General features: G+C 66.2%; 19 protein-coding genes. 7 read left to right on the plus strand and 12 right to left on the minus strand.

Features of this window, described 5'->3' with window-relative positions; translation table 11 throughout:
* Nucleotides 1-38 precede the first annotated feature (38 nt).
* Genes leuB through BMY25_RS15665 form a run of 4 tightly spaced genes read right to left on the minus strand, consistent with a single transcriptional unit; the run spans nucleotide 39 to nucleotide 2,649 of the window.
* Nucleotides 39-1,142 (minus strand): 3-isopropylmalate dehydrogenase, encoded by a 1,104-nt coding sequence (gene leuB / locus BMY25_RS15650; protein WP_092498241.1) that lies wholly within the window; start codon nucleotides 1,140-1,142, stop codon nucleotides 39-41.
* A 45-nt stretch (nucleotides 1,143-1,187) separates the two neighbouring features.
* Entirely contained in the window at nucleotides 1,188-1,577 is a 390-nt protein-coding gene (locus BMY25_RS15655; protein ID WP_092498243.1) for a RidA family protein, read from the minus strand.
* A gap of 4 nt (nucleotides 1,578-1,581) precedes the next feature.
* Entirely contained in the window at nucleotides 1,582-2,187 is a 606-nt protein-coding gene (gene leuD / locus BMY25_RS15660; RefSeq protein ID WP_092498245.1) for a 3-isopropylmalate dehydratase small subunit, read from the minus strand.
* Between the two features lie 42 nt (nucleotides 2,188-2,229).
* Complete coding sequence (locus BMY25_RS15665; protein ID WP_092498247.1) at nucleotides 2,230-2,649, minus strand: metallopeptidase family protein; 420 nt, start codon at nucleotides 2,647-2,649, stop codon at nucleotides 2,230-2,232.
* A 103-nt stretch (nucleotides 2,650-2,752) separates the two neighbouring features.
* Between BMY25_RS15665 and BMY25_RS15670 the strand changes: the two genes are divergently transcribed.
* Nucleotides 2,753-3,028, plus strand: coding sequence for a hypothetical protein (locus BMY25_RS15670; protein WP_092498249.1), 276 nt, complete (start codon nucleotides 2,753-2,755; stop codon nucleotides 3,026-3,028).
* Between the two features lie 84 nt (nucleotides 3,029-3,112).
* Here BMY25_RS15670 and leuC read toward each other — a convergent pair whose 3' ends face one another.
* Nucleotides 3,113-4,519 carry a 3-isopropylmalate dehydratase large subunit gene (leuC, locus tag BMY25_RS15675; RefSeq protein ID WP_092498251.1) on the minus strand — a complete coding sequence of 469 codons (1,407 nt, stop codon included), beginning with the start codon at nucleotides 4,517-4,519 and terminating at the stop codon, nucleotides 3,113-3,115.
* A 401-nt stretch (nucleotides 4,520-4,920) separates the two neighbouring features.
* On the opposite strand from leuC, the gene BMY25_RS15680 reads away from it, so the two are divergent.
* Nucleotides 4,921-5,829, plus strand: coding sequence for a LysR family transcriptional regulator (locus tag BMY25_RS15680; protein WP_092498253.1), 909 nt, complete (start codon nucleotides 4,921-4,923; stop codon nucleotides 5,827-5,829).
* A 47-nt stretch (nucleotides 5,830-5,876) separates the two neighbouring features.
* On the opposite strand, the gene rplS is transcribed toward BMY25_RS15680, so the two are convergent.
* The 5 genes from rplS to ffh all read right to left on the minus strand — a co-directional run bounded on the left by rplS (nucleotide 5,877) and on the right by ffh (nucleotide 9,806).
* Nucleotides 5,877-6,320, minus strand: a complete 444-nt coding sequence (gene rplS, locus BMY25_RS15685) for a 50S ribosomal protein L19 (RefSeq protein WP_092498255.1) — start codon at nucleotides 6,318-6,320, stop codon at nucleotides 5,877-5,879.
* 148 nt (nucleotides 6,321-6,468) lie between these two features.
* Nucleotides 6,469-7,215: a tRNA (guanosine(37)-N1)-methyltransferase TrmD gene (gene trmD, locus BMY25_RS15690; protein WP_255365510.1), complete on the minus strand. Its 747-nt coding sequence runs from the start codon at nucleotides 7,213-7,215 to the stop codon at nucleotides 6,469-6,471.
* Nucleotides 7,212-7,775 carry a ribosome maturation factor RimM gene (gene rimM, locus BMY25_RS15695; protein WP_092498257.1) on the minus strand — a complete coding sequence of 188 codons (564 nt, stop codon included), beginning with the start codon at nucleotides 7,773-7,775 and terminating at the stop codon, nucleotides 7,212-7,214. Before rimM ends, trmD begins: the two co-directional genes overlap by 4 nt.
* Nucleotides 7,776-7,801: 26 nt before the next feature.
* Nucleotides 7,802-8,167 (minus strand): 30S ribosomal protein S16, encoded by a 366-nt coding sequence (gene rpsP, locus BMY25_RS15700; RefSeq protein WP_092498259.1) that lies wholly within the window; start codon nucleotides 8,165-8,167, stop codon nucleotides 7,802-7,804.
* A 97-nt stretch (nucleotides 8,168-8,264) separates the two neighbouring features.
* Nucleotides 8,265-9,806, minus strand: coding sequence for a signal recognition particle protein (ffh, locus tag BMY25_RS15705; protein WP_092498261.1), 1,542 nt, complete (start codon nucleotides 9,804-9,806; stop codon nucleotides 8,265-8,267).
* Between the two features lie 376 nt (nucleotides 9,807-10,182).
* On the opposite strand from ffh, the gene BMY25_RS15710 reads away from it, so the two are divergent.
* The 5 genes from BMY25_RS15710 (at nucleotide 10,183) to BMY25_RS15730 (ending at nucleotide 15,971) form a co-directional block, all read left to right on the plus strand.
* A complete protein-coding gene (locus BMY25_RS15710; protein ID WP_238858376.1) occupies nucleotides 10,183-11,688 on the plus strand; it encodes a sensor histidine kinase in 1,506 nt (501 codons plus the stop codon).
* A gap of 98 nt (nucleotides 11,689-11,786) precedes the next feature.
* The gene (gene dapF / locus BMY25_RS15715; protein ID WP_238858377.1) at nucleotides 11,787-12,665 is read left to right on the plus strand and encodes a diaminopimelate epimerase; all 879 of its coding nucleotides are present in this window, start codon (nucleotides 11,787-11,789) and stop codon (nucleotides 12,663-12,665) included.
* 8 nt (nucleotides 12,666-12,673) lie between these two features.
* Entirely contained in the window at nucleotides 12,674-13,942 is a 1,269-nt protein-coding gene (mtaB, locus tag BMY25_RS15720) for a tRNA (N(6)-L-threonylcarbamoyladenosine(37)-C(2))-methylthiotransferase MtaB (RefSeq protein WP_092498265.1), read from the plus strand.
* Nucleotides 13,942-15,378, plus strand: a complete 1,437-nt coding sequence (gene ftsY / locus BMY25_RS15725) for a signal recognition particle-docking protein FtsY (RefSeq protein ID WP_092498267.1) — start codon at nucleotides 13,942-13,944, stop codon at nucleotides 15,376-15,378. The genes mtaB and ftsY overlap by 1 nt, the downstream gene beginning before the upstream one ends.
* On the plus strand, nucleotides 15,375-15,971 hold the full coding sequence (locus BMY25_RS15730) for a septation protein A (protein ID WP_092498269.1): 597 nt from the start codon (nucleotides 15,375-15,377) through the stop codon (nucleotides 15,969-15,971). The genes ftsY and BMY25_RS15730 overlap by 4 nt, the downstream gene beginning before the upstream one ends.
* 27 nt (nucleotides 15,972-15,998) lie before the next feature.
* Here the strand turns inward: BMY25_RS15730 and BMY25_RS15735 are convergent, their stop codons facing one another.
* A complete protein-coding gene (locus tag BMY25_RS15735) occupies nucleotides 15,999-16,625 on the minus strand; it encodes a DsbE family thiol:disulfide interchange protein (protein WP_428976977.1) in 627 nt (208 codons plus the stop codon).
* Nucleotides 16,622-16,783 (minus strand): heme exporter protein CcmD, encoded by a 162-nt coding sequence (gene ccmD / locus BMY25_RS15740; RefSeq protein WP_092498271.1) that lies wholly within the window; start codon nucleotides 16,781-16,783, stop codon nucleotides 16,622-16,624. The genes BMY25_RS15735 and ccmD overlap by 4 nt, the downstream gene beginning before the upstream one ends.
* Between the last annotated feature and the right edge of the window lie 4 nt (nucleotides 16,784-16,787).

Below are 16,787 nucleotides of genomic sequence, written 5' to 3' on the forward strand. Positions count from 1 at the left end.
CTGCCGCCGGCTCTTTTCAACAGGCGAAGGCCCCGCGATCAGCCCCGGAACTTGGCCAGGATCGCCGCACCCATTTCGCGCGTGCCGACCTCGCGCGCGCCCTCCGACATGATGTCCTTGGTGCGCAGGCCGTCGTTCAGCGTATCGGAGATCGCCTTCTCCAGCCGGTCGGCGAGCTCGACCATGCCGAACGAATAGCGCAGGCACATGGCGAGCGACGCGATCATGGCGATCGGGTTGGCGATGCCCTGGCCGGCGATATCCGGCGCCGAACCGTGCACGGGCTCGTACATGGCCTTGCGCTTGCCCGAACGCTCGTCCGGCGCGCCGAGGGATGCCGACGGCAGCATGCCGAGCGAACCCGTCAGCATCGCCGCGATATCGGAGAGGAGATCGCCGAACAGGTTATCGGTGACGATGACGTCGAACTGCTTGGGCCAGCGGACGAGCTGCATGCCGCCGGAATCGGCCAGCATGTGATCGAGCTTCACGTCGGAATATTCCTCACGGCCGACGCGGGTCATGACCTCGTTCCAGAGGACGCCCGACTTCATGACGTTGCGCTTTTCCATCGACGTCACCTTGTTGCCGCGCGTGCGGGCAAGCTCGAAGGCGACGCGACCGATGCGCTCGATCTCGTAGGTCTCGTAGACCTGCGTATCGACGCCGCGCTTCTGGCCGTTGCCGAGGTCGGTGATCTCCTTGGGCTCGCCGAAATAGACGCCGCCGGTCAGTTCGCGGACGATCAGGATATCGAGGCCTTCCACCACCTCATGCTTCAGCGAAGACGCGGCCGCGAGCGCCGGATAGCAGATCGCCGGGCGGAGGTTGGCGAACAGGGCCAGATCCTTGCGCAGGCGCAGCAGGCCCGCCTCGGGGCGCACCTCGTAGGGCACGCCGTCCCACTTCGGGCCGCCGACCGCGCCGAACAGCACCGCGTCGGACTCGGTGGCGAGCTTCATGTGCTCTTCGGAAATCGCCTTGCCGTGCGCGTCGTAGGCGCTACCGCCGACAAGCCCCTCCTCCGTCTCGAAGGAGGCGAGGCCCTCCTCGTTCATGAAGGACACGATGGCCTTGACCTCCTCCATGGTCTCGACGCCGATGCCGTCGCCGGGCAGGAGAAGCAGCTTGTGGGTGGTCATTTCAGTGCCTTCGATAGGTGATGATGTGCCGCGAGGTTGGCGGGATTAGCGGGACGGCCGGTAGGCCGTCGCCTCGATCTCGAATTTCATGTCGGGGCGCACGAGTTCGGCCACGATCATGGTCGCCGCCGGTCGGATGTCGCCGAAGAAGGTGCCGAGCACCTTGAAGGCCGGCCCGACATGCTCGTTATGCGTCACGATGTAGTTCACGCGCACGACATCGGAGAGCGAGAACCCACCCTCATCAAGGCTCTTCGCAACCGTGTTCACGGCGTTGCGGACCTGATCCTCGATCGCGTCGGGCATGGTCATCGTGGAATAATCGTAGCCGGTCGTGCCGGCCACGAAGCAGAAGTCGCCGAGCACGACGGCGCGGGAATAGCCGGCCTCCTTTTCGAAGGGAGAACCGGAGGAGATCAGGCGGCGCTCGCTCATCGGTTCAGATCCACGGCCGGTCGTTCTGGAGCTTGCCTTCGAAGGAAGCGATCTCGTCCTGCTTCTGCATGGTGAGGCCGATGCCGTCGAGCCCGTTCAGCATGCAATGCTTCTTGAAGGGATCGATCTCGAAGTGGATGACGCCGCCATCCGGCCCGCGGATCTCCTGGGCTTCCAGGTCCACGCTGATCGTGGCGTTGGCGCCCCGCGAGGCGTCGTCCAGCAGCTTCTCCAGGTTCTCCGGCGAGACCACGATCGGCAGCAGGCCGTTCTGGAAGGAGTTGTTGTAGAAGATGTCGGCGAAGCTGGTGGAGATGATGCAGCTGATGCCGAAATCCTTCAGCGCCCACGGGGCATGCTCGCGCGACGAACCGCAGCCGAAATTATCGCCAGCAACAAGAATTTCCGCATTGCGGTACGCCGGCTTGTTCAGGACGAAGTCGGGGTTCTCCGTGCCGTCCTCGTTGTAGCGCATCTCCGAAAACAGGGCGACGCCGAGACCGGTGCGCTTGATGGTCTTCAGGTACTGCTTGGGAATGATCATGTCCGTGTCGATATTGACGATGGGCATGGGCGCGGCGACCGCGGTCAGCTTGGTAAACTTGTCCATTGATGTCTCCCTCGGTGCTCGTTGGGAAATTCGTTTGCCGGACTAATCCGATCCGGCCTCGATGTCTTCCATGTCGTCGTCGGACAGGCCGAAATGGTGGCCGATCTCGTGGATCAGGACGTGGGTGATGATCGCGCCCAGCGTCTCCTCGTGCTCCGCCCAATAGTCCAGGATGGGCCGGCGATAGAGCCAGATGCTGTTCGGCATGGCGCCGGTGGGCGCGATGGCCGAGGCATGGGCGAGGCCGACGCCCTGGAAGAGGCCGAGAAGGTCGAACTCGCTCTCCGCCCCCAGGCTGTCCAGCACGTCCTCCTCCGGGAATTCGGAGATGGTGATCGTGACTTCGCCGGCCAGGTCCCGGAACTCGCGCGGCAGCTCCGCATAGGCGCGCAACGCCATGGCTTCGAAGTCGTCGAGCCCCGGCGCCTGCCGCTTCACCCAGAAATTCGCCTCGTCGCTCATGTCCGCCCGTTCCCGTCCGTCGCTGCGGCGGCTTCCGTCCGTTCAGGAACGGGAGCGCCCTGTCGTGTGTTCTCTGGCCGGGACCGCATTCAGGAGATCTCTCATGAGTTCTGCAGAAAAGATCACCGACCACAAGAAGATCAGGAAGTGGGCGGAAGACCGGGGCGGCCGCCCCTCCGTCGCCAAGGGCACGGAGAAGGGTGGCGAAGGCGCCGGCGTTCTTCGCTTCGACTTCGGCCCGAAGGAGGACAGCCTGGAAGAAATCGACTGGGATGCCTTCTTCGAGACCTTCGAGGAAAAGAAGCTTGCCTTGCTCGCCCAGGAAAAGACCGCCGACGGCAAGGAAAGCCGCTTCTTCAAGTTCGTCGAGCGCGACTGACCCCACGTCGTGAAGGCCCTTCCGGGGCCTTCACCGAATTCCGACCCTCGTGCCTGACCGTCCGGCCCGACTAGCTGGCTCCGCTTAGCGCCATTCCCGGATGTCGACGAAGTGGCCGGCAATCGCCGCGGCCGCCGCCATGGCGGGCGAGACGAGATGCGTGCGGCCCTTGAAGCCCTGGCGTCCCTCGAAATTGCGGTTCGAGGTGGAGGCGCAGCGCTCTTCCGGGGCCAGCTTGTCGGCATTCATCGCCAGGCACATGGAGCAGCCCGGCTCGCGCCAGTCGAAGCCGGCGGCCTTGAAGATCTTGTCCAGACCCTCGGCCTCGGCCTGCTCCTTCACCACGCCCGAACCCGGCACGATCATCGCGCTCAGATTGGCGTTGACGCTGCGGCCCTCGACCACCTTGGCGACTTCGCGCAGATCCTCGATCCGGCCGTTGGTGCAGGAGCCGATGAAGATCCGGTCGAGCTTGACGTCGGTCATCCTGGTGCCGGGCGTCAGGCCCATGTACTTCAGCGCGCGCCACTTGGAGATGCGCTTGTTCTCGTCCGGGATCTGGTCGGGATCGGGAACCACGCCGCTGATGGAAACCACGTCCTCGGGCGAGGAGCCCCAGGTCACGATCGGCGGCAGGTCGGCCGCGTCGAGGCGGATCTCGCTGTCGAAGAACGCGCCCTCGTCGGTCGGCAACGTGCGCCAGTAATCCAGCGCCATGTCCCAGGCCCTGCCCTGCGGCGCGCGCGGACGGCCGTAGATGTACTCGAAAGTCGTGTCGTCGGGCGCGATCATGCCGGCGCGGGCGCCGCCCTCGATCGTCATGTTGCAGACCGTCATGCGGCCTTCCATGGACAGGCCACGGATCGCCTCGCCGGCGAACTCGATGACGTGGCCCGTACCGCCGGCGGTGCCGATCTGGCCGATGATGGCGAGGATGATGTCCTTGGCGGTCACGCCGGCCGGCAGCTTGCCGTCGACGTTCACGCGCATGTTCTTGGCCTTCTTCTGGATCAGCGTCTGCGTGGCGAGCACGTGCTCCACCTCCGACGTGCCGATGCCATGGGCGAGAGCGCCAAAGGCGCCATGCGTGGACGTGTGGCTGTCGCCGCAGACGATGGTCATGCCGGGCAGGGTGAAGCCCTGCTCGGGGCCGACGATGTGGACGATGCCCTGGCGACGATCGAGCTCGGAATAATACTCGACGCCGAAATCGGCCGCGTTCTGCGCCAGCGTCTCGATCTGCAGCGCGGATTCAGGATCCTCGATGCCGAAGCGACGATCGGTAGTCGGCACATTGTGGTCGACCACGGCCAGCGTCTTGCTTGGCGCATGGACCTTGCGGCCGTTCAGCCGCAGGCCCTCGAAGGCCTGAGGGCTCGTCACCTCATGGACGAGGTGGCGGTCGATGTAGAGCAGGCACGTGCCGTCGGGCTGCTGTTCAACCAGATGGTCGTTCCAGATCTTGTCGTACAGAGTCTTGGGTGCACTCATGGTGAGTCCCTGAATGGAATCGTCGCGTTCGAAGAGGATGAATGATGGCGCAAAGCGCCGGACGTCAGCGACGAAGGAGCGAGCCGTCGGCAGCGTTCAGCTTGGCAAAGAAGCGCGCGGGCAGGCGCGCATGGTCGTCGATGGACGCAAACGCCATCGTCGTATGCGCGGCAAGCGCCGGTCGGATTCGGTATCCGCCGTTATGTGCCTTGCGAAGGTCTGCCATGCGCGGGATATAGCAGAGGCTTGGAACGGTTACAATCAAAGAGAGCGGCCCGCCAGCGGCAGACGGGCGCACCGGCGCGGCGGAAAATCCCGCCGCCGTACGGCGATCTTCGCCGCTCTCCGGCTCCCCATTCCGGCCGACTTGTCGCCCCCGCACCGGAATCGTATGACGTGACATGACCCTCGAGCAACTCCGGATCTTCGTGGCAGTCGCCGAGCGGCAGCACGTGACGCGTGCGGCCGAAGCGCTCAACCTGACGCAGTCCGCCGTCAGCGCCGCCATTTCCGCCCTGGAGAACCGGCATGCCGTCTCGCTCTTCGACCGGGTGGGCCGCCGGATCGAGCTTACCGAGGCGGGCCGCCTGTTCCTCGGCGAGGCCAAGGCCCTGCTCGCCCGCGCCGCCGATGCGGAAACCGTGCTGGCGGATCTTGCCGGACTGAAAACCGGGTCGCTGGCCATCAGCGCCAGCCAGACCATCGCGAGTTACTGGTTGCCGGTGCATCTGGCCGCCTTCCGCCGCCGCCATCCCGAGGTGAGCCTCCATGTGCGGATCGGCAATACCGCGCAGGTCGCCCACTCGCTGATCGAGGGCGAAACCCAGCTGGGTTTCGTGGAAGGTCAGGTGGACGAGCCGGCGCTGACGGGCACAACCGTCGGGACGGATCGGCTGGTGCTGATCGTCGCCCCGGATCACCCCTGGGCCGGGCGCGGCCGCGTGGAGCCGGCGGACATCGCGGCGAGCGACTGGGTGCTGCGCGAACAAGGCTCGGGGACGCGCTCGGAATTCGAGGCGGATCTCGCCCGGGCCGGGGTGGACCTGAAGGCCTTGCGCATCGCGATGGAGTTGCCCTCCAATGAGGCGGTGCGAGCGGCGGTCGAGGCCGGGCTCGGCGCCAGTGCCATTTCCGGCATCGTGGTGGAATCCGGCATCAGGGCCGGATCGCTCGCGCCGGTCGCTTTCCCGCTATCGTCCCGGAGCTTCCGCGTGCTGCATCACAGGCAGCGGAAGGTGAGCCGGGCGGCGGAAGCCTTCCTCGCCTGCATCGACGCCGCAGACGGTCGGGACACCGAATCACGGACATGAAAAAGGGCGGCCGGGCCGCCCTTCGCATTCAAGCCTGAGGCTGCCGACTACTCGGCAGCAGCAGGAGCCGGGGCAGCCGCGTTCTGCGCCTTCGTGGCGGCACGGGCCGCGTCGTTGAGGCGACGGGCGCGGACGCTGGTCTTCTCGACGATACGGGCGGACTTGCCGGTCAGGCCACGCAGATAATAAAGCTTGGCGCGACGCACCTTGCCGCGACGCACCACTTCGACCTTCTCGACGGCCGGCGAATACATCGGGAACACGCGCTCAACGCCTTCGCCATACGAAATCTTGCGGACGGTGAAGCTCTCCTGGATGCCGCCACCCTTGCGGGCGATCACGACACCTTCATAGGCCTGCAGACGCGTACGGGCGCCTTCCGTGACGCGAACGTGGACGCGAACCGTGTCGCCGGCTTCGAATTCCGGAATCTCGCGCTTGGCGGCGATGCCGGCCATCTCGGCCTGCTCGATCTCTTGGATCAGGTTCATTTCTCAATACCTCGTGACATTCGCGCCCGCTTGGCTTCGGGCCGAGGCGCGGCCTAACTCAATCGACAGATGGTCGGAAGTTGGTGGGCATATACTCTTCATCCGGTGTTTTGTCGATGGTCGCGGCTGAAAAAATGAAGACTTGGCATCACTTCCCGCCGGGACGTTTCGACTCCGCTCCCGTGAGAAGATCGGCCCCCGTGAGAAGATCGGGCCCCCCGAGAAGATCTGGACGGCGATCGCGCGTAAGCCGTTCCGCCTCGCTCCGCCGCCAGGCGGCGATCTTCGCATGGTGACCGGAACCGAGCGTGGCGGGAATCGGCCGCCCCTCCCATTCCGCCGGCCGGGTATAATGCGGATATTCCAGGAGCCCGCCCTCGAAGCTTTCGTCCTCGCCCGATTCGAACTTGCCCATGACGCCGGGCAGGAGCCGCACGCAGGCATCCATCAGCACCATGGCCGCGAGTTCGCCACCAGACAGGATGTAGTCGCCGATCGAGACTTCGCGGAGGCCCCTGCCCTCGATCACCCGCTCGTCCACGCCCTCGAAGCGACCGCAGACGATCATCGCGCCCGGTCCTTCCGCCAGCGCCCGGACATCCGCCTGCTTCAGCGGCCGCCCGCGCGGGCTCATCAGCAGGCGGGGACGCTCGTCGTCCGACACCGTCGCCGCGTCGATCGCCGCCGCCAGCACGTCGGCGCGCAGCACCATGCCGGCGCCGCCGCCGGCGGGCGTGTCGTCCACCGCCCGGTGAACGCCGATGCCGTGGTCACGGATATTCCGCGCCTCAAACGACCAGGTGCCCCGCTCCAGCGCCTTGCCGGAAAGGCTTTGCCCGAGGGGCCCCGGGAACATCTCCGGATAAAGCGTGAGGACGGTCGCGCTCCAGCTCACGATTCGGCCTCGTCGGCAGGTTTCCCTTCCCCACCCTCGCTATCCTCGTCGCGCTCGGAAATCTCCGGCGGCGGCACGACGACGACACGACCGGCGGCGATGTCGATCACCGGCACGGCCGCTTGCGTGAAGGGCACCAGCAGCGTCTGTCCCTGCGGCGGCGCCACTTCCACCATTTCACCGGCGCCGTGATCGTGGAAGGCGACGATCGTCCCGAACGGCTCGCCGCTTTCCAGCATGGCGGCCAGGCCGATCAGGTCGGCATGGTAGAACTCGTCCTCGTCCGGCTCCGGCAAGGCCTCGCGGGACACGAAAATCCGGGTGCCGTTCAGCGCCTCGGCCGCGTTGCGGTCGTCCAGGCCGCGGAACTTCACGACCAGTACGTCCTTTGCCGGGCGCAGGCGCTCCACGACGAAAAGCCGCCCGTCCCTTGAGACGAGCGGCTTGTAGTCGCGAAGTGCGAGCGGATCGGCGGTGAAGCTCTTGACCCGGACCTCGCCCCGCACGCCATGCGGCGCGCCGATCTGGGCGAGGAGGATCTTGTCGGCTTCGTCAGCCAAGCCCGACGCTCTCGAAGCGGCCAAGCTTACTCGGCTTCGGCCGGAGCGTTGGCGGCTTCCTCGTGCTGGCGGCGAGCCTCGGCGCGTTCCTTGGCCTTGGTGCCCGGCTCGGCCTTGTTCGGGTTGGAACGGGTCGAACGGGTGAGCACGCCGGCGGCATCCAGGAAGCGCAGGACGCGGTCGGTCGGCTGGGCGCCGTGGGCGAGCCAATGCTTGGCGCGCTCGACGTCGAGCGTCACGCGCTGCTCGTTGTCGTCGGCCAGCAGCGGGTTGAACGTGCCGATCTTCTCGATGAAGCGGCCGTCACGCGGAGCGCGCTCGTCGGCGATCACGATGCGGTAGAACGGACGCTTCTTGGCACCGCCACGCGCGAGCCGGATCTTCACTGCCATTTCAGTCTTCCTTCCTTGATCATTTCGGCCGGATGCTCCGGCGCAAACACTCAATTCCAAGCGGCGAGGCCGCCGTCTCATCCAAGCGGCGAGGCCGCTATTTCTTCTTCGGCCCCTTGCCGAAACCGGGCATTCCGGGGAAACCACCGCCGAGGCCGCCAAGCCCCCTGGGCAGGCCCGGAGGCAGGCCACCGCCGCCAAGACCGCCGAGGCCACCGAGCCCGCCGGGAAGCCCGCCGCCCATGTTGCCGAGGCCGCCGCCCTTGGCCATTTCCTCAAGCATCGCGGGATCGGGCTGCGGCATGCCGCCACCGCCGAAGAGGCCGGCGAGGCCGCCCTTGGTCTTGCCGATCTTCTTCATCATGTCCGACATCTGCCGGTGCATCTTCAGAAGCTTGTTCACATCCTGAACGTCGAGGCCGCAGCCGGAAGCCACGCGCTTCTTGCGGCTCGCGTTCATCAGAGCGGGCTTGCGCCGCTCCTCCCGCGTCATGGAGGAGATGATGGCGAGCTGGCGCTTGACGATGCGGTCGTCGATGCCGGCCGCGTCGAGCTGCTTCTTCACCTTGCCGATGCCGGGCATCATGCCGAGAATGCCGGACATGCCGCCGATCTTCTGCATCTGCTTCAGCTGGCCGGCGAGGTCTTCGAGGTCGAACTCGCCCTTCTTCAGCTTGGCTGCGGCGGCCTTGGCCTGCTCGGCATCGATGTTCTCGGCCGCGCGCTCGACGAGCGAGACGATGTCGCCCATGCCGAGGATGCGGTCGGCGATACGGCCGGGGTGGAAATCCTCCAGCGCATCCATCTTCTCGCCGGTACCGATCAGCTTGATCGGCTTGCCGGTGACGGTGCGCATGGAAAGCGCCGCGCCGCCACGACCGTCGCCGTCGACGCGGGTCAGCACGATACCGGAAACGCCGACACGCTCGTCGAAGGAGCGGGCGACGTTGACCGCGTCCTGGCCGGTGAGAGAATCGGCCACCAGCAGGATCTCGTGCGGACGGGTGGCCGCCTTGATCTCCTGCATCTCGATCATCAGCGGTTCGTCGATATGCGTTCGGCCGGCGGTGTCGAGCATGACGACGTCGTAGCCGCCGAGGCGCGCGGCGGTCATCGCGCGATTGGCGATCTCGACCGGCCCCTGCCCCGCCACGATCGGCAGCGTGGCGACGCCCACCTGCTCGCCGAGGATGCGAAGCTGCTCCTGCGCCGCGGGCCTTCGCGTATCCAGCGAGGCCATCAGCACTTTCTTCTTCTGCCGCTCCGTCAGCCGCTTGGCGAGCTTGGCGGTCGTCGTCGTCTTGCCGGAGCCCTGCAGGCCCACCATCATCAGCGGAACGGGCGCTGCCGCCTGCAGGCTGACGGGAACCGTCTCCTCGCCCAGCATCTCCACGAGCTGGTCGTGGACGATCTTGACGACCATCTGGCCCGGCTTGACGGCCCGGATGACCTCCGCACCGACGGCGCGGTTACGCACCTTGTCGGTAAAGGAGCGAACAACGTCCAGCGCCACGTCGGCTTCCAGCAGCGCGCGGCGGATCTCGCGCATGGCGTCGTTGACGTCGGCTTCCGAAAGCGCGCCGCGGCCGGTGATCTTGTCGAATATGCCGCCAAGGCGGTCGGAAAGGGACTCGAACAAGCAAACCTCAATGCGTTATCGCTCCCGCGGGCGAACATCGCTGGCGGGAGTTGACCTCCGGGCGCTCTTTATACCTTCGCGGGGCCCGGTCGGCTGGTCGATGAAGACCGTTTCGGAATTTCGGGTTCGCCTACCGGTAAATCAAGTCGCTGTCAAGAACAGGCCGGGTCATCGGCCTCCGTCCGTTCCTTCCAGATCCTTTGTGCCCGGATATTTGCATCGCGAAAATATGCTCAACTTGCTTAAACATGAGTCTTGACCCTGCCGTCGTTGTGCCCAATTCACAACAGGTACCCGCAGCGGCGACATGGAAGCCGCCACGGGGTCGGCCACAGGGACGGCGTGTAACCGTGCGTATCGACAGGAGAATGAGCCGTTGAACGATCTGCAGCCGGATTTCCAGGCGCTTTTCGATGCCTCTCCCAACGCATACGTTCTTCTAGACCCTGACTTCCACATCGTCGACGCCAACGAGGCCTACCTGACGACGGTGGAACGCCCCCTGCCGGAGCTTGCCGGGCAAAGCATATTCGAGGCCTTTCCGAGCTCGGGTGCCAGCCTGGAGATGCTGAAAGCCTCACTGGAACGCGTCAGGACGACCCGCGCGCGCGACACGCTGGCCCTGATCAAATACGACATTCCCGTCTCCGGACCGGATGGCGAGGCATGGGAGGAGCGTTTCTGGAGCGCCACGCATACGCCCCTGCTCGACGAGCGCGGCGAAGTCGTCTTCATCCTTCAGCACACTGTCGACGTGACGGACCTGCAGCGCCTCCGCCAGGCCGCAGACGACGCGGGGATCAGTCTGGCGCCCGAACAGATCGAGGAAGGCGTGTTGGAACGCGCCCGCCATGTGCAGGAAACCAACAAGACGCTGGACGGCGAGCGACGGCGGCTGATGCACCTCTTCCAGCAGGCGCCCGGCTTCATGTGCGTCCTGCGGGGGCCGGACCACGTCTACGAACTGCTGAACAACGCCTATCTCGAAGCGGTCGGACACAGGGATCTGCTCGGCAAAACGGTCCGCAAGGCGCTGCCGGAAGTGGCGTCCCAGGGAATTATCGACCTTCTCGACCGGGTCTATCGGACCGGCGAGGCGTTCCTTGCCGACGCCCTGCCGCTGGAACTGGCCCGGACCGCAGGCATGCCGCCGGAGCTGCGCTATCTCGATTTCGTCTATCAGCCCATCGTGGAGGATGACGGCTCCATCTCCGGGATCTTCGTTCAGGGCCACGATGTCACCGAGCGCAAGCGCACCGAGCAGCAGCGCGAACTTCTCGTTGCCGAACTGAACCATCGCGTGAAGAACACCCTCGCGATCGTTCAGTCCGTCGCCGTGCAGACCGTGCGCACCGCTCCCGCCCCCGAAACATTCAGGCGCGCTTTCCAGGCCCGGATCATCGCTCTCTCCAACACCCACGACACGTTGACCCGCGGCCATTGGGAGAGCGCCGATTTCCGAGAGCTCCTGGAGCAGGAGCTGAAGCCCTATGGCTCCGACCGCGTGCGCCTGACGGGTCCGCGCGTGCGGTTGCCTCCCAATTCCACCTTCACCGTCGGCATGGCGATCCACGAGCTTGCGGTGAATGCCTCCAAATATGGCGCCCTCTCGCTGGCCGACGGAATGGTGACGGTGGAGTGGCAGCCCCGCCTCGGCCTGAAGGGCGAATCCTGGGTGGATGTCACATGGCGCGAGCGCGGCGGGCCGCCGGTGGCGGAGCCGGCCCGGAAGGGATTCGGCTCCCGGCTGATCGAGAGCGGCATCGCCGGCCAACTCGGCGGCAAGGCCTCCATCGCCTTCGACCCCGAGGGCATCACCTGCGTCTTTGCCGTTCCGCTGACGGTGGCCACCCCCGAGCGGACCGACAGTTCCGCCGCCTGAAGGCTGGACGCCGGGCCCCGGAGACGGCATAGCCCTTCTGGAAACGGTCGCGGCGAAGGTCCATATCCTTCACCGAGGCTGCAGCACGGAATACGGCGATGACCGGCATGATCCCCTTTCGCAAGATGAACGGCCTCGGCAACGACTTTGCCGTGGTGGATGCGCGACAGGCGCCCGTGCGTCCGGCGCCGGAGATCATCGCCCGCCTCGCCGACCGCGCGAACGGCATCGGCTTCGATCAGTTCATCACCCTTGAATCCACCCGCTCCGGCGCGGACGTGTTCATGCGCATCGACAATGCCGATGGCGGCGAGGTCGCGGCCTGCGGCAACGCCACGCGCTGCGTCGGCTGGCTCGTCATGCAGGAAAGCGGCGAGCGGACCGCGCTGATCGAGACGCGCGCGGGGCTCCTCGGCGCGCGACAGGGCGAAGACACCTTCACCATCTCGGTCGACATGGGCGAACCGAAGTTAGACTGGCGCGACATTCCGCTGGCCGAAGCCTTCGCCGATACGCGCGCCATCGAATTGCAGGTCGGCCCCATCGACGCGCCCGTGCTCCATTCGCCCTCCGTGGTGAATGTGGGCAATCCCCACGCGATCTTCTGGGTGGACGATATCTGGGCGCATGATCTGGAGCGCTTCGGCCCGCTCCTGGAAAACCACCCGATCTTCCCCGAGCGGGCCAATATCTCGCTCGCCCATGTGACGGCTGACGACGCCATCACGATGCGGACCTGGGAGCGCGGCGTCGGCATCACGCGGGCTTGCGGCACCGCCGCCTGCGCCACCATGGTCTGTGCCGCCCGCACCCGCCGCACCGGCCGCAAGGCGACGATCACCCAGCCCGGCGGCATTCTGGATATGGCCTGGGACGAGCGCGACCACATCTGGATGACTGGCCCCGTGGAGCAGGAATTCACCGGGTTTCTCAACCCGGAAACCGGCCGCTTCACCCGCGAAGCGCAGGCGGCCTGAGCGCCTGGATGGCGATCGACGTTGTCACCTTCGGCTGCCGGCTCAACTCCTATGAATCGGAGGTGATGAAGGAGAAGGCGGAAGCCGCCGGGCTGTCTGACGCCATTCTCGTCAACACCTGCGCCGTCACCGGCGAGGCCGTGCGGCAGGCCCGCCAGACGATCCGGCGCGCCCACCGCGACCAGCCGGGGCGTCCGATCATCGTCACCGGCTGCGCCGCGCAGACCGACCCGGAAAGCTTCGCCGGGATCGAGGGCGTCACGCGCGTCCTCGGCAACGAGGAGAAGCTGACCGTCGGCGGCTATAACGGCGTGCCTGACTTCGGCATCGGCGCCGCGCCGGAACTCCTCGTCAACGACATCATGAGCGTGCGCGAGCAGGCCCTGCACATGGTCGAAGGTCTGGGCACGCGCGCCCGCGCCTTCGTGCAGGTGCAGAACGGCTGCGACCATCGCTGCACCTTCTGCATCATCCCCTTCGGTCGCGGCAATTCGCGCTCCGTGCCGATGGGTGCGGTCGTGGACCAGGTGAAGCGTCTTTCCGCCAACGGCTACCGCGAGGTGGTGGTGACGGGCGTCGACATCACCTCCTATGGCGACGACCTGCCCGGGCGGCCGCGCCTCGGTACGCTCGTGCGCGCGATCCTGAAGCACGTGCCGGAACTGGAACGGTTGCGGCTTTCCTCCATCGATTCCGTCGAGGCCGACCCGGACCTCCTGCGCGCCATCGGCGAGGAAGAGCGGTTGATGCCGCATTTCCACCTTTCGCTGCAATCGGGCGACGACATGATCCTGAAGCGCATGAAGCGCCGGCATCTCCGAGCCGACGCGATCGGCTTTTGCGATGAGGTGCGGCGGCTCAGGCCCGACGTGGTCTTCGGCGCAGACCTGATCGCCGGCTTCCCGACAGAGAGCGAGGCGATGTTCGCCAATTCGCTCCGAATCGTTGAGGACTGCGGCATCACCTATCTCCACGTCTTTCCCTTCTCTCCCCGTCCCGGCACCCCGGCCGCGCGCATGCCACAGGTCAACGGCGCGATCGCCCGCGAGCGAGCCGCGCGCCTGCGCGCCGCCGGCGACGAGGCGCTTGCCCGCCGACTGAGCTCCGAGGTGGGCAGGCTGCGGAACGTGCTGGTGGAAGGCCCTGAATTCGGCCGAACGGAACATTTCGCGCCCGTTCGGCTTGGCGCAAACAAGCATGGGTCCCTTGTGCCCGTGCGAATCGTGGGTGCGAACGCGACGGAACTCGTCGGTGAAGCGCTCCAGGAGGCAGCATAATGGCAGAAGAGAAGAAGGGATTTTTCGGCCGTCTCTTCGGCGGCGGCAGCGACAAGGCGGATGTCTACAAGCGCCCGACCTCCGACGCGCCGATGCAGGACGAAGCCCGGGCGATCAAGACGGACATTCCGGTCCACAACACCGACATGCACGAGCCGGACGAGCACGGCGTGGCGGCGGCCGGAACGTCGGCCGACGAGGAAGCGGGGGCCAGCGCCGCCGGCGATGACGATAGCGGCGGCATCGAGCCGCTGGATCGAACGCGCGGGCCGGAGGAGACCCCTCCGGCCGTTCTTCTCACGAAGCAGGCCCCGGATCTGACCCCGAGACTGGCACCGGAGCCGGTTCGGGAGCCGATCCCCCAGCCTTCCCCCCAGCCTTCCCCCCAGTCGGGCCCCCAGTCGGGGCCCCAGTCGGGCCCACAGTTGGGCTCCGAGCCTTCCTCCCAGCCGGAGCAGGAACCGCGCTGGACGGACTGGAACGGCGATTCCACTCCGGCGACGACGGAACAGGCCCGTGGTGGCTGGCTTCGCCGTCTGACGTCCGGGCTCTCCCGATCCTCCAACGCGCTGTCGAATAACATCGCGGGCAGCTTCACCGGCCGCCTGCTGGACGATCAGACGCTGCAGGATCTGGAAGACATCCTGATCCAGGCCGATCTCGGCGTGGAAACCTCCGCGCGGGTGGCGGAGGAGTTGTCGCGCGAGCGCTTCAACCGGGCGGTCAGCGCCGACGACGTTCGCACCGTGATGGCGCGCGAGGTGGAAAAGGTGTTGGGCCCCGTCGCCCAGCCCTTCCGCATCGACCGCAACCACCTGCCCTATGTCGTGCTCATGGTCGGCGTGAACGGCACGGGCAAGACCACGACGATCGGCAAGCTGGCCGCCAAGTTCCGCGCATCGGGCTTCAAGGTGATGATGGCGGCGGGCGACACGTTCCGCGCGGCCGCCATCGAGCAGCTCAAGGTCTGGGGCGAGCGCACCGGCACGCCTGTCATTTCCCGTGAGGGAGGGGCAGATGCCGCGGGGCTCGCCTTCGACGCGCTGACGGAAGCCAAGCGGCAGGGTTCGCACATCCTGCTGATCGACACGGCCGGCCGGCTGCAGAACCGCATCGAACTGATGGCCGAGCTCACGAAGATCATCCGCGTCATCAAGAAGCATGATCCGAGCGCACCCCATGCGGTGCTGTTGACGCTCGACGCCACGACCGGGCAGAACGCGCTGTCGCAGGTGGAGATCTTCCGTGAGCAGGCCGGCGTCACCGGCCTCATCATGACCAAGCTGGATGGCACGGCGCGCGGCGGCATTCTCGTCGCCATCGCGGAGAAGAGCGGACTACCCGTGCATTTCATCGGCGTCGGCGAAGGCGTCGACGATCTCGAACCTTTCGCGGCGCGCGATTTCGCGCGGGCGATCGCAGGACTGGATAAATGAGCATCTTCGAACCGGCCCCCGACCACGAGGGACGGACGCAGCATCCCTATCTCAAGCTGGCGCTCGAACTCGGGCCCCTGCTGGTCTTCTTCATCACTAATTCCAGGTTCGGCATCTTCACGGGAACGGCGGTCTTCATGGTCGCCACGATCCTGGCGCTCGCCGCATCATGGTTCCTGATGCGTCGCCTCGCCGTCATGCCGGTCGTGACGGCGGTCGTCGTGGTGATCTTCGGATCGCTGACGCTGATGTTCCACGACGACGTCTTCATCAAGATGAAGCCCACCATCGTGAACACCCTGTTCGGGGCCACGCTGCTGATCGGGCTCGCCTTCGGCAAGTCGCTGCTGGGCTACGTCTTCGACAGCGTCTTCAAGCTGGACGAGAGGGGCTGGAAGCAACTGAGCCTGCGCTTCGGCCTGTTCTTCCTGTTCCTGGCGGTGCTGAACGAGGTGATCTGGCGCTCCTTCTCCACGGAGTTCTGGATCTCGTTCAAGGTGTTCGGGACCATGCCGCTCACCTTCGTCTTCATGCTGCTGCAACTGCCGCTGGTCCAGCGCCACGGCATCGAGGAACCGGGAAAGCAGGCGTAAACCGCCGCTCGCCGCCCGGCGCAGCCTTCAGGGCTGCGCCAGCGCCTTCTCGATTGCCGGCATCAGTTGCGCCTGTAGCGACTGCGGGCTGAGCGGTCCGACGAACTTGTAGACGATAGTGCCGTTCTTCACGACGAAGGTCTCGGGCACACCGTAGACGCCCCAGTCGATGGCAGACCGCCCCGTGCGGTCCGCGCCGATGCGGGCGAAGGGATTTCCGAGCGCGCCCAGATAGTTCACGGCGTTGTCGGGCACGTCCTTGTAGTTGATCCCGACCAGCGAGAAGCGCTTGTCCTTCGCCAGATCCAGCAGGATCGGGTGCTCTTCCCTGCAGGGCGCGCACCAGGACGCGAAGATGTTCACGACGTGCACGCCGGTTGCCAGTGCCGTCGTATCGAGGCCACCTGCGTCGCCTCCCCCGCCCGATGCGCCCTCCAGCGCCGGCAGGCTGAATTGCGGCACGGGCTTGTCGATCAGCGGCGACGGCACCGCCGAGGGATCGCGACCTGATTCCAGCTGCACCATGAAGAGCACGGCAAGCGCCACGAAGGCGACGACCGGCAGGACCAGCCAGAAGCGCAGGCCGGACCGGGGCGCCTGCCCGGCTTCGTTTTCCGTGGCGGGATCCGCCTGCCGATCGGGCATATCCGTCATGCCGCCGGCCTCCGGGAGCGACGGCGCGTGCCGTCCCGGTCGAGCCGGGCGAGCTTGCGCTTCTGCGCGGCGAGGTCGAGCCAGACCCAGAGGATCAATCCGACGATCACGATGAACGCCGCGCCATAGGCGGCAAGGATGTAGCCGAGATGGGTCATGCGG

The organism is Faunimonas pinastri (genome assembly GCF_900110915.1).
GTDB lineage: Bacteria > Pseudomonadota > Alphaproteobacteria > Rhizobiales > Afifellaceae > Faunimonas > Faunimonas pinastri.

What these genes read in the sequence shown, in the direction of transcription:
- BMY25_RS15680 (WP_092498253.1), top strand. Translation starts at nt 4,921, where the DNA reads ATGACCCTCGAGCAACTCCGGATCTTCGTGGCAGTCGCCGAGCGGCAG.
- ccmD (WP_092498271.1), bottom strand. Translation starts at nt 16,783, where the DNA reads ATGACCCATCTCGGCTACATCCTTGCCGCCTATGGCGCGGCGTTCATC.
- BMY25_RS15735 (WP_428976977.1), bottom strand. Translation starts at nt 16,625, where the DNA reads ATGACGGATATGCCCGATCGGCAGGCGGATCCCGCCACGGAAAACGAA.
- ftsY (WP_092498267.1), top strand. Translation starts at nt 13,942, where the DNA reads ATGGCAGAAGAGAAGAAGGGATTTTTCGGCCGTCTCTTCGGCGGCGGC.
- mtaB (WP_092498265.1), top strand. Translation starts at nt 12,674, where the DNA reads ATGGCGATCGACGTTGTCACCTTCGGCTGCCGGCTCAACTCCTATGAA.
- rpsP (WP_092498259.1), bottom strand. Translation starts at nt 8,167, where the DNA reads ATGGCAGTGAAGATCCGGCTCGCGCGTGGCGGTGCCAAGAAGCGTCCG.
- BMY25_RS15665 (WP_092498247.1), bottom strand. Translation starts at nt 2,649, where the DNA reads ATGAGCGACGAGGCGAATTTCTGGGTGAAGCGGCAGGCGCCGGGGCTC.
- BMY25_RS15730 (WP_092498269.1), top strand. Translation starts at nt 15,375, where the DNA reads ATGAGCATCTTCGAACCGGCCCCCGACCACGAGGGACGGACGCAGCAT.
- dapF (WP_238858377.1), top strand. Translation starts at nt 11,787, where the DNA reads ATGACCGGCATGATCCCCTTTCGCAAGATGAACGGCCTCGGCAACGAC.
- BMY25_RS15655 (WP_092498243.1), bottom strand. Translation starts at nt 1,577, where the DNA reads ATGAGCGAGCGCCGCCTGATCTCCTCCGGTTCTCCCTTCGAAAAGGAG.
- BMY25_RS15670 (WP_092498249.1), top strand. Translation starts at nt 2,753, where the DNA reads ATGAGTTCTGCAGAAAAGATCACCGACCACAAGAAGATCAGGAAGTGG.
- leuC (WP_092498251.1), bottom strand. Translation starts at nt 4,519, where the DNA reads ATGAGTGCACCCAAGACTCTGTACGACAAGATCTGGAACGACCATCTG.
- leuD (WP_092498245.1), bottom strand. Translation starts at nt 2,187, where the DNA reads ATGGACAAGTTTACCAAGCTGACCGCGGTCGCCGCGCCCATGCCCATC.
- rplS (WP_092498255.1), bottom strand. Translation starts at nt 6,320, where the DNA reads ATGAACCTGATCCAAGAGATCGAGCAGGCCGAGATGGCCGGCATCGCC.
- leuB (WP_092498241.1), bottom strand. Translation starts at nt 1,142, where the DNA reads ATGACCACCCACAAGCTGCTTCTCCTGCCCGGCGACGGCATCGGCGTC.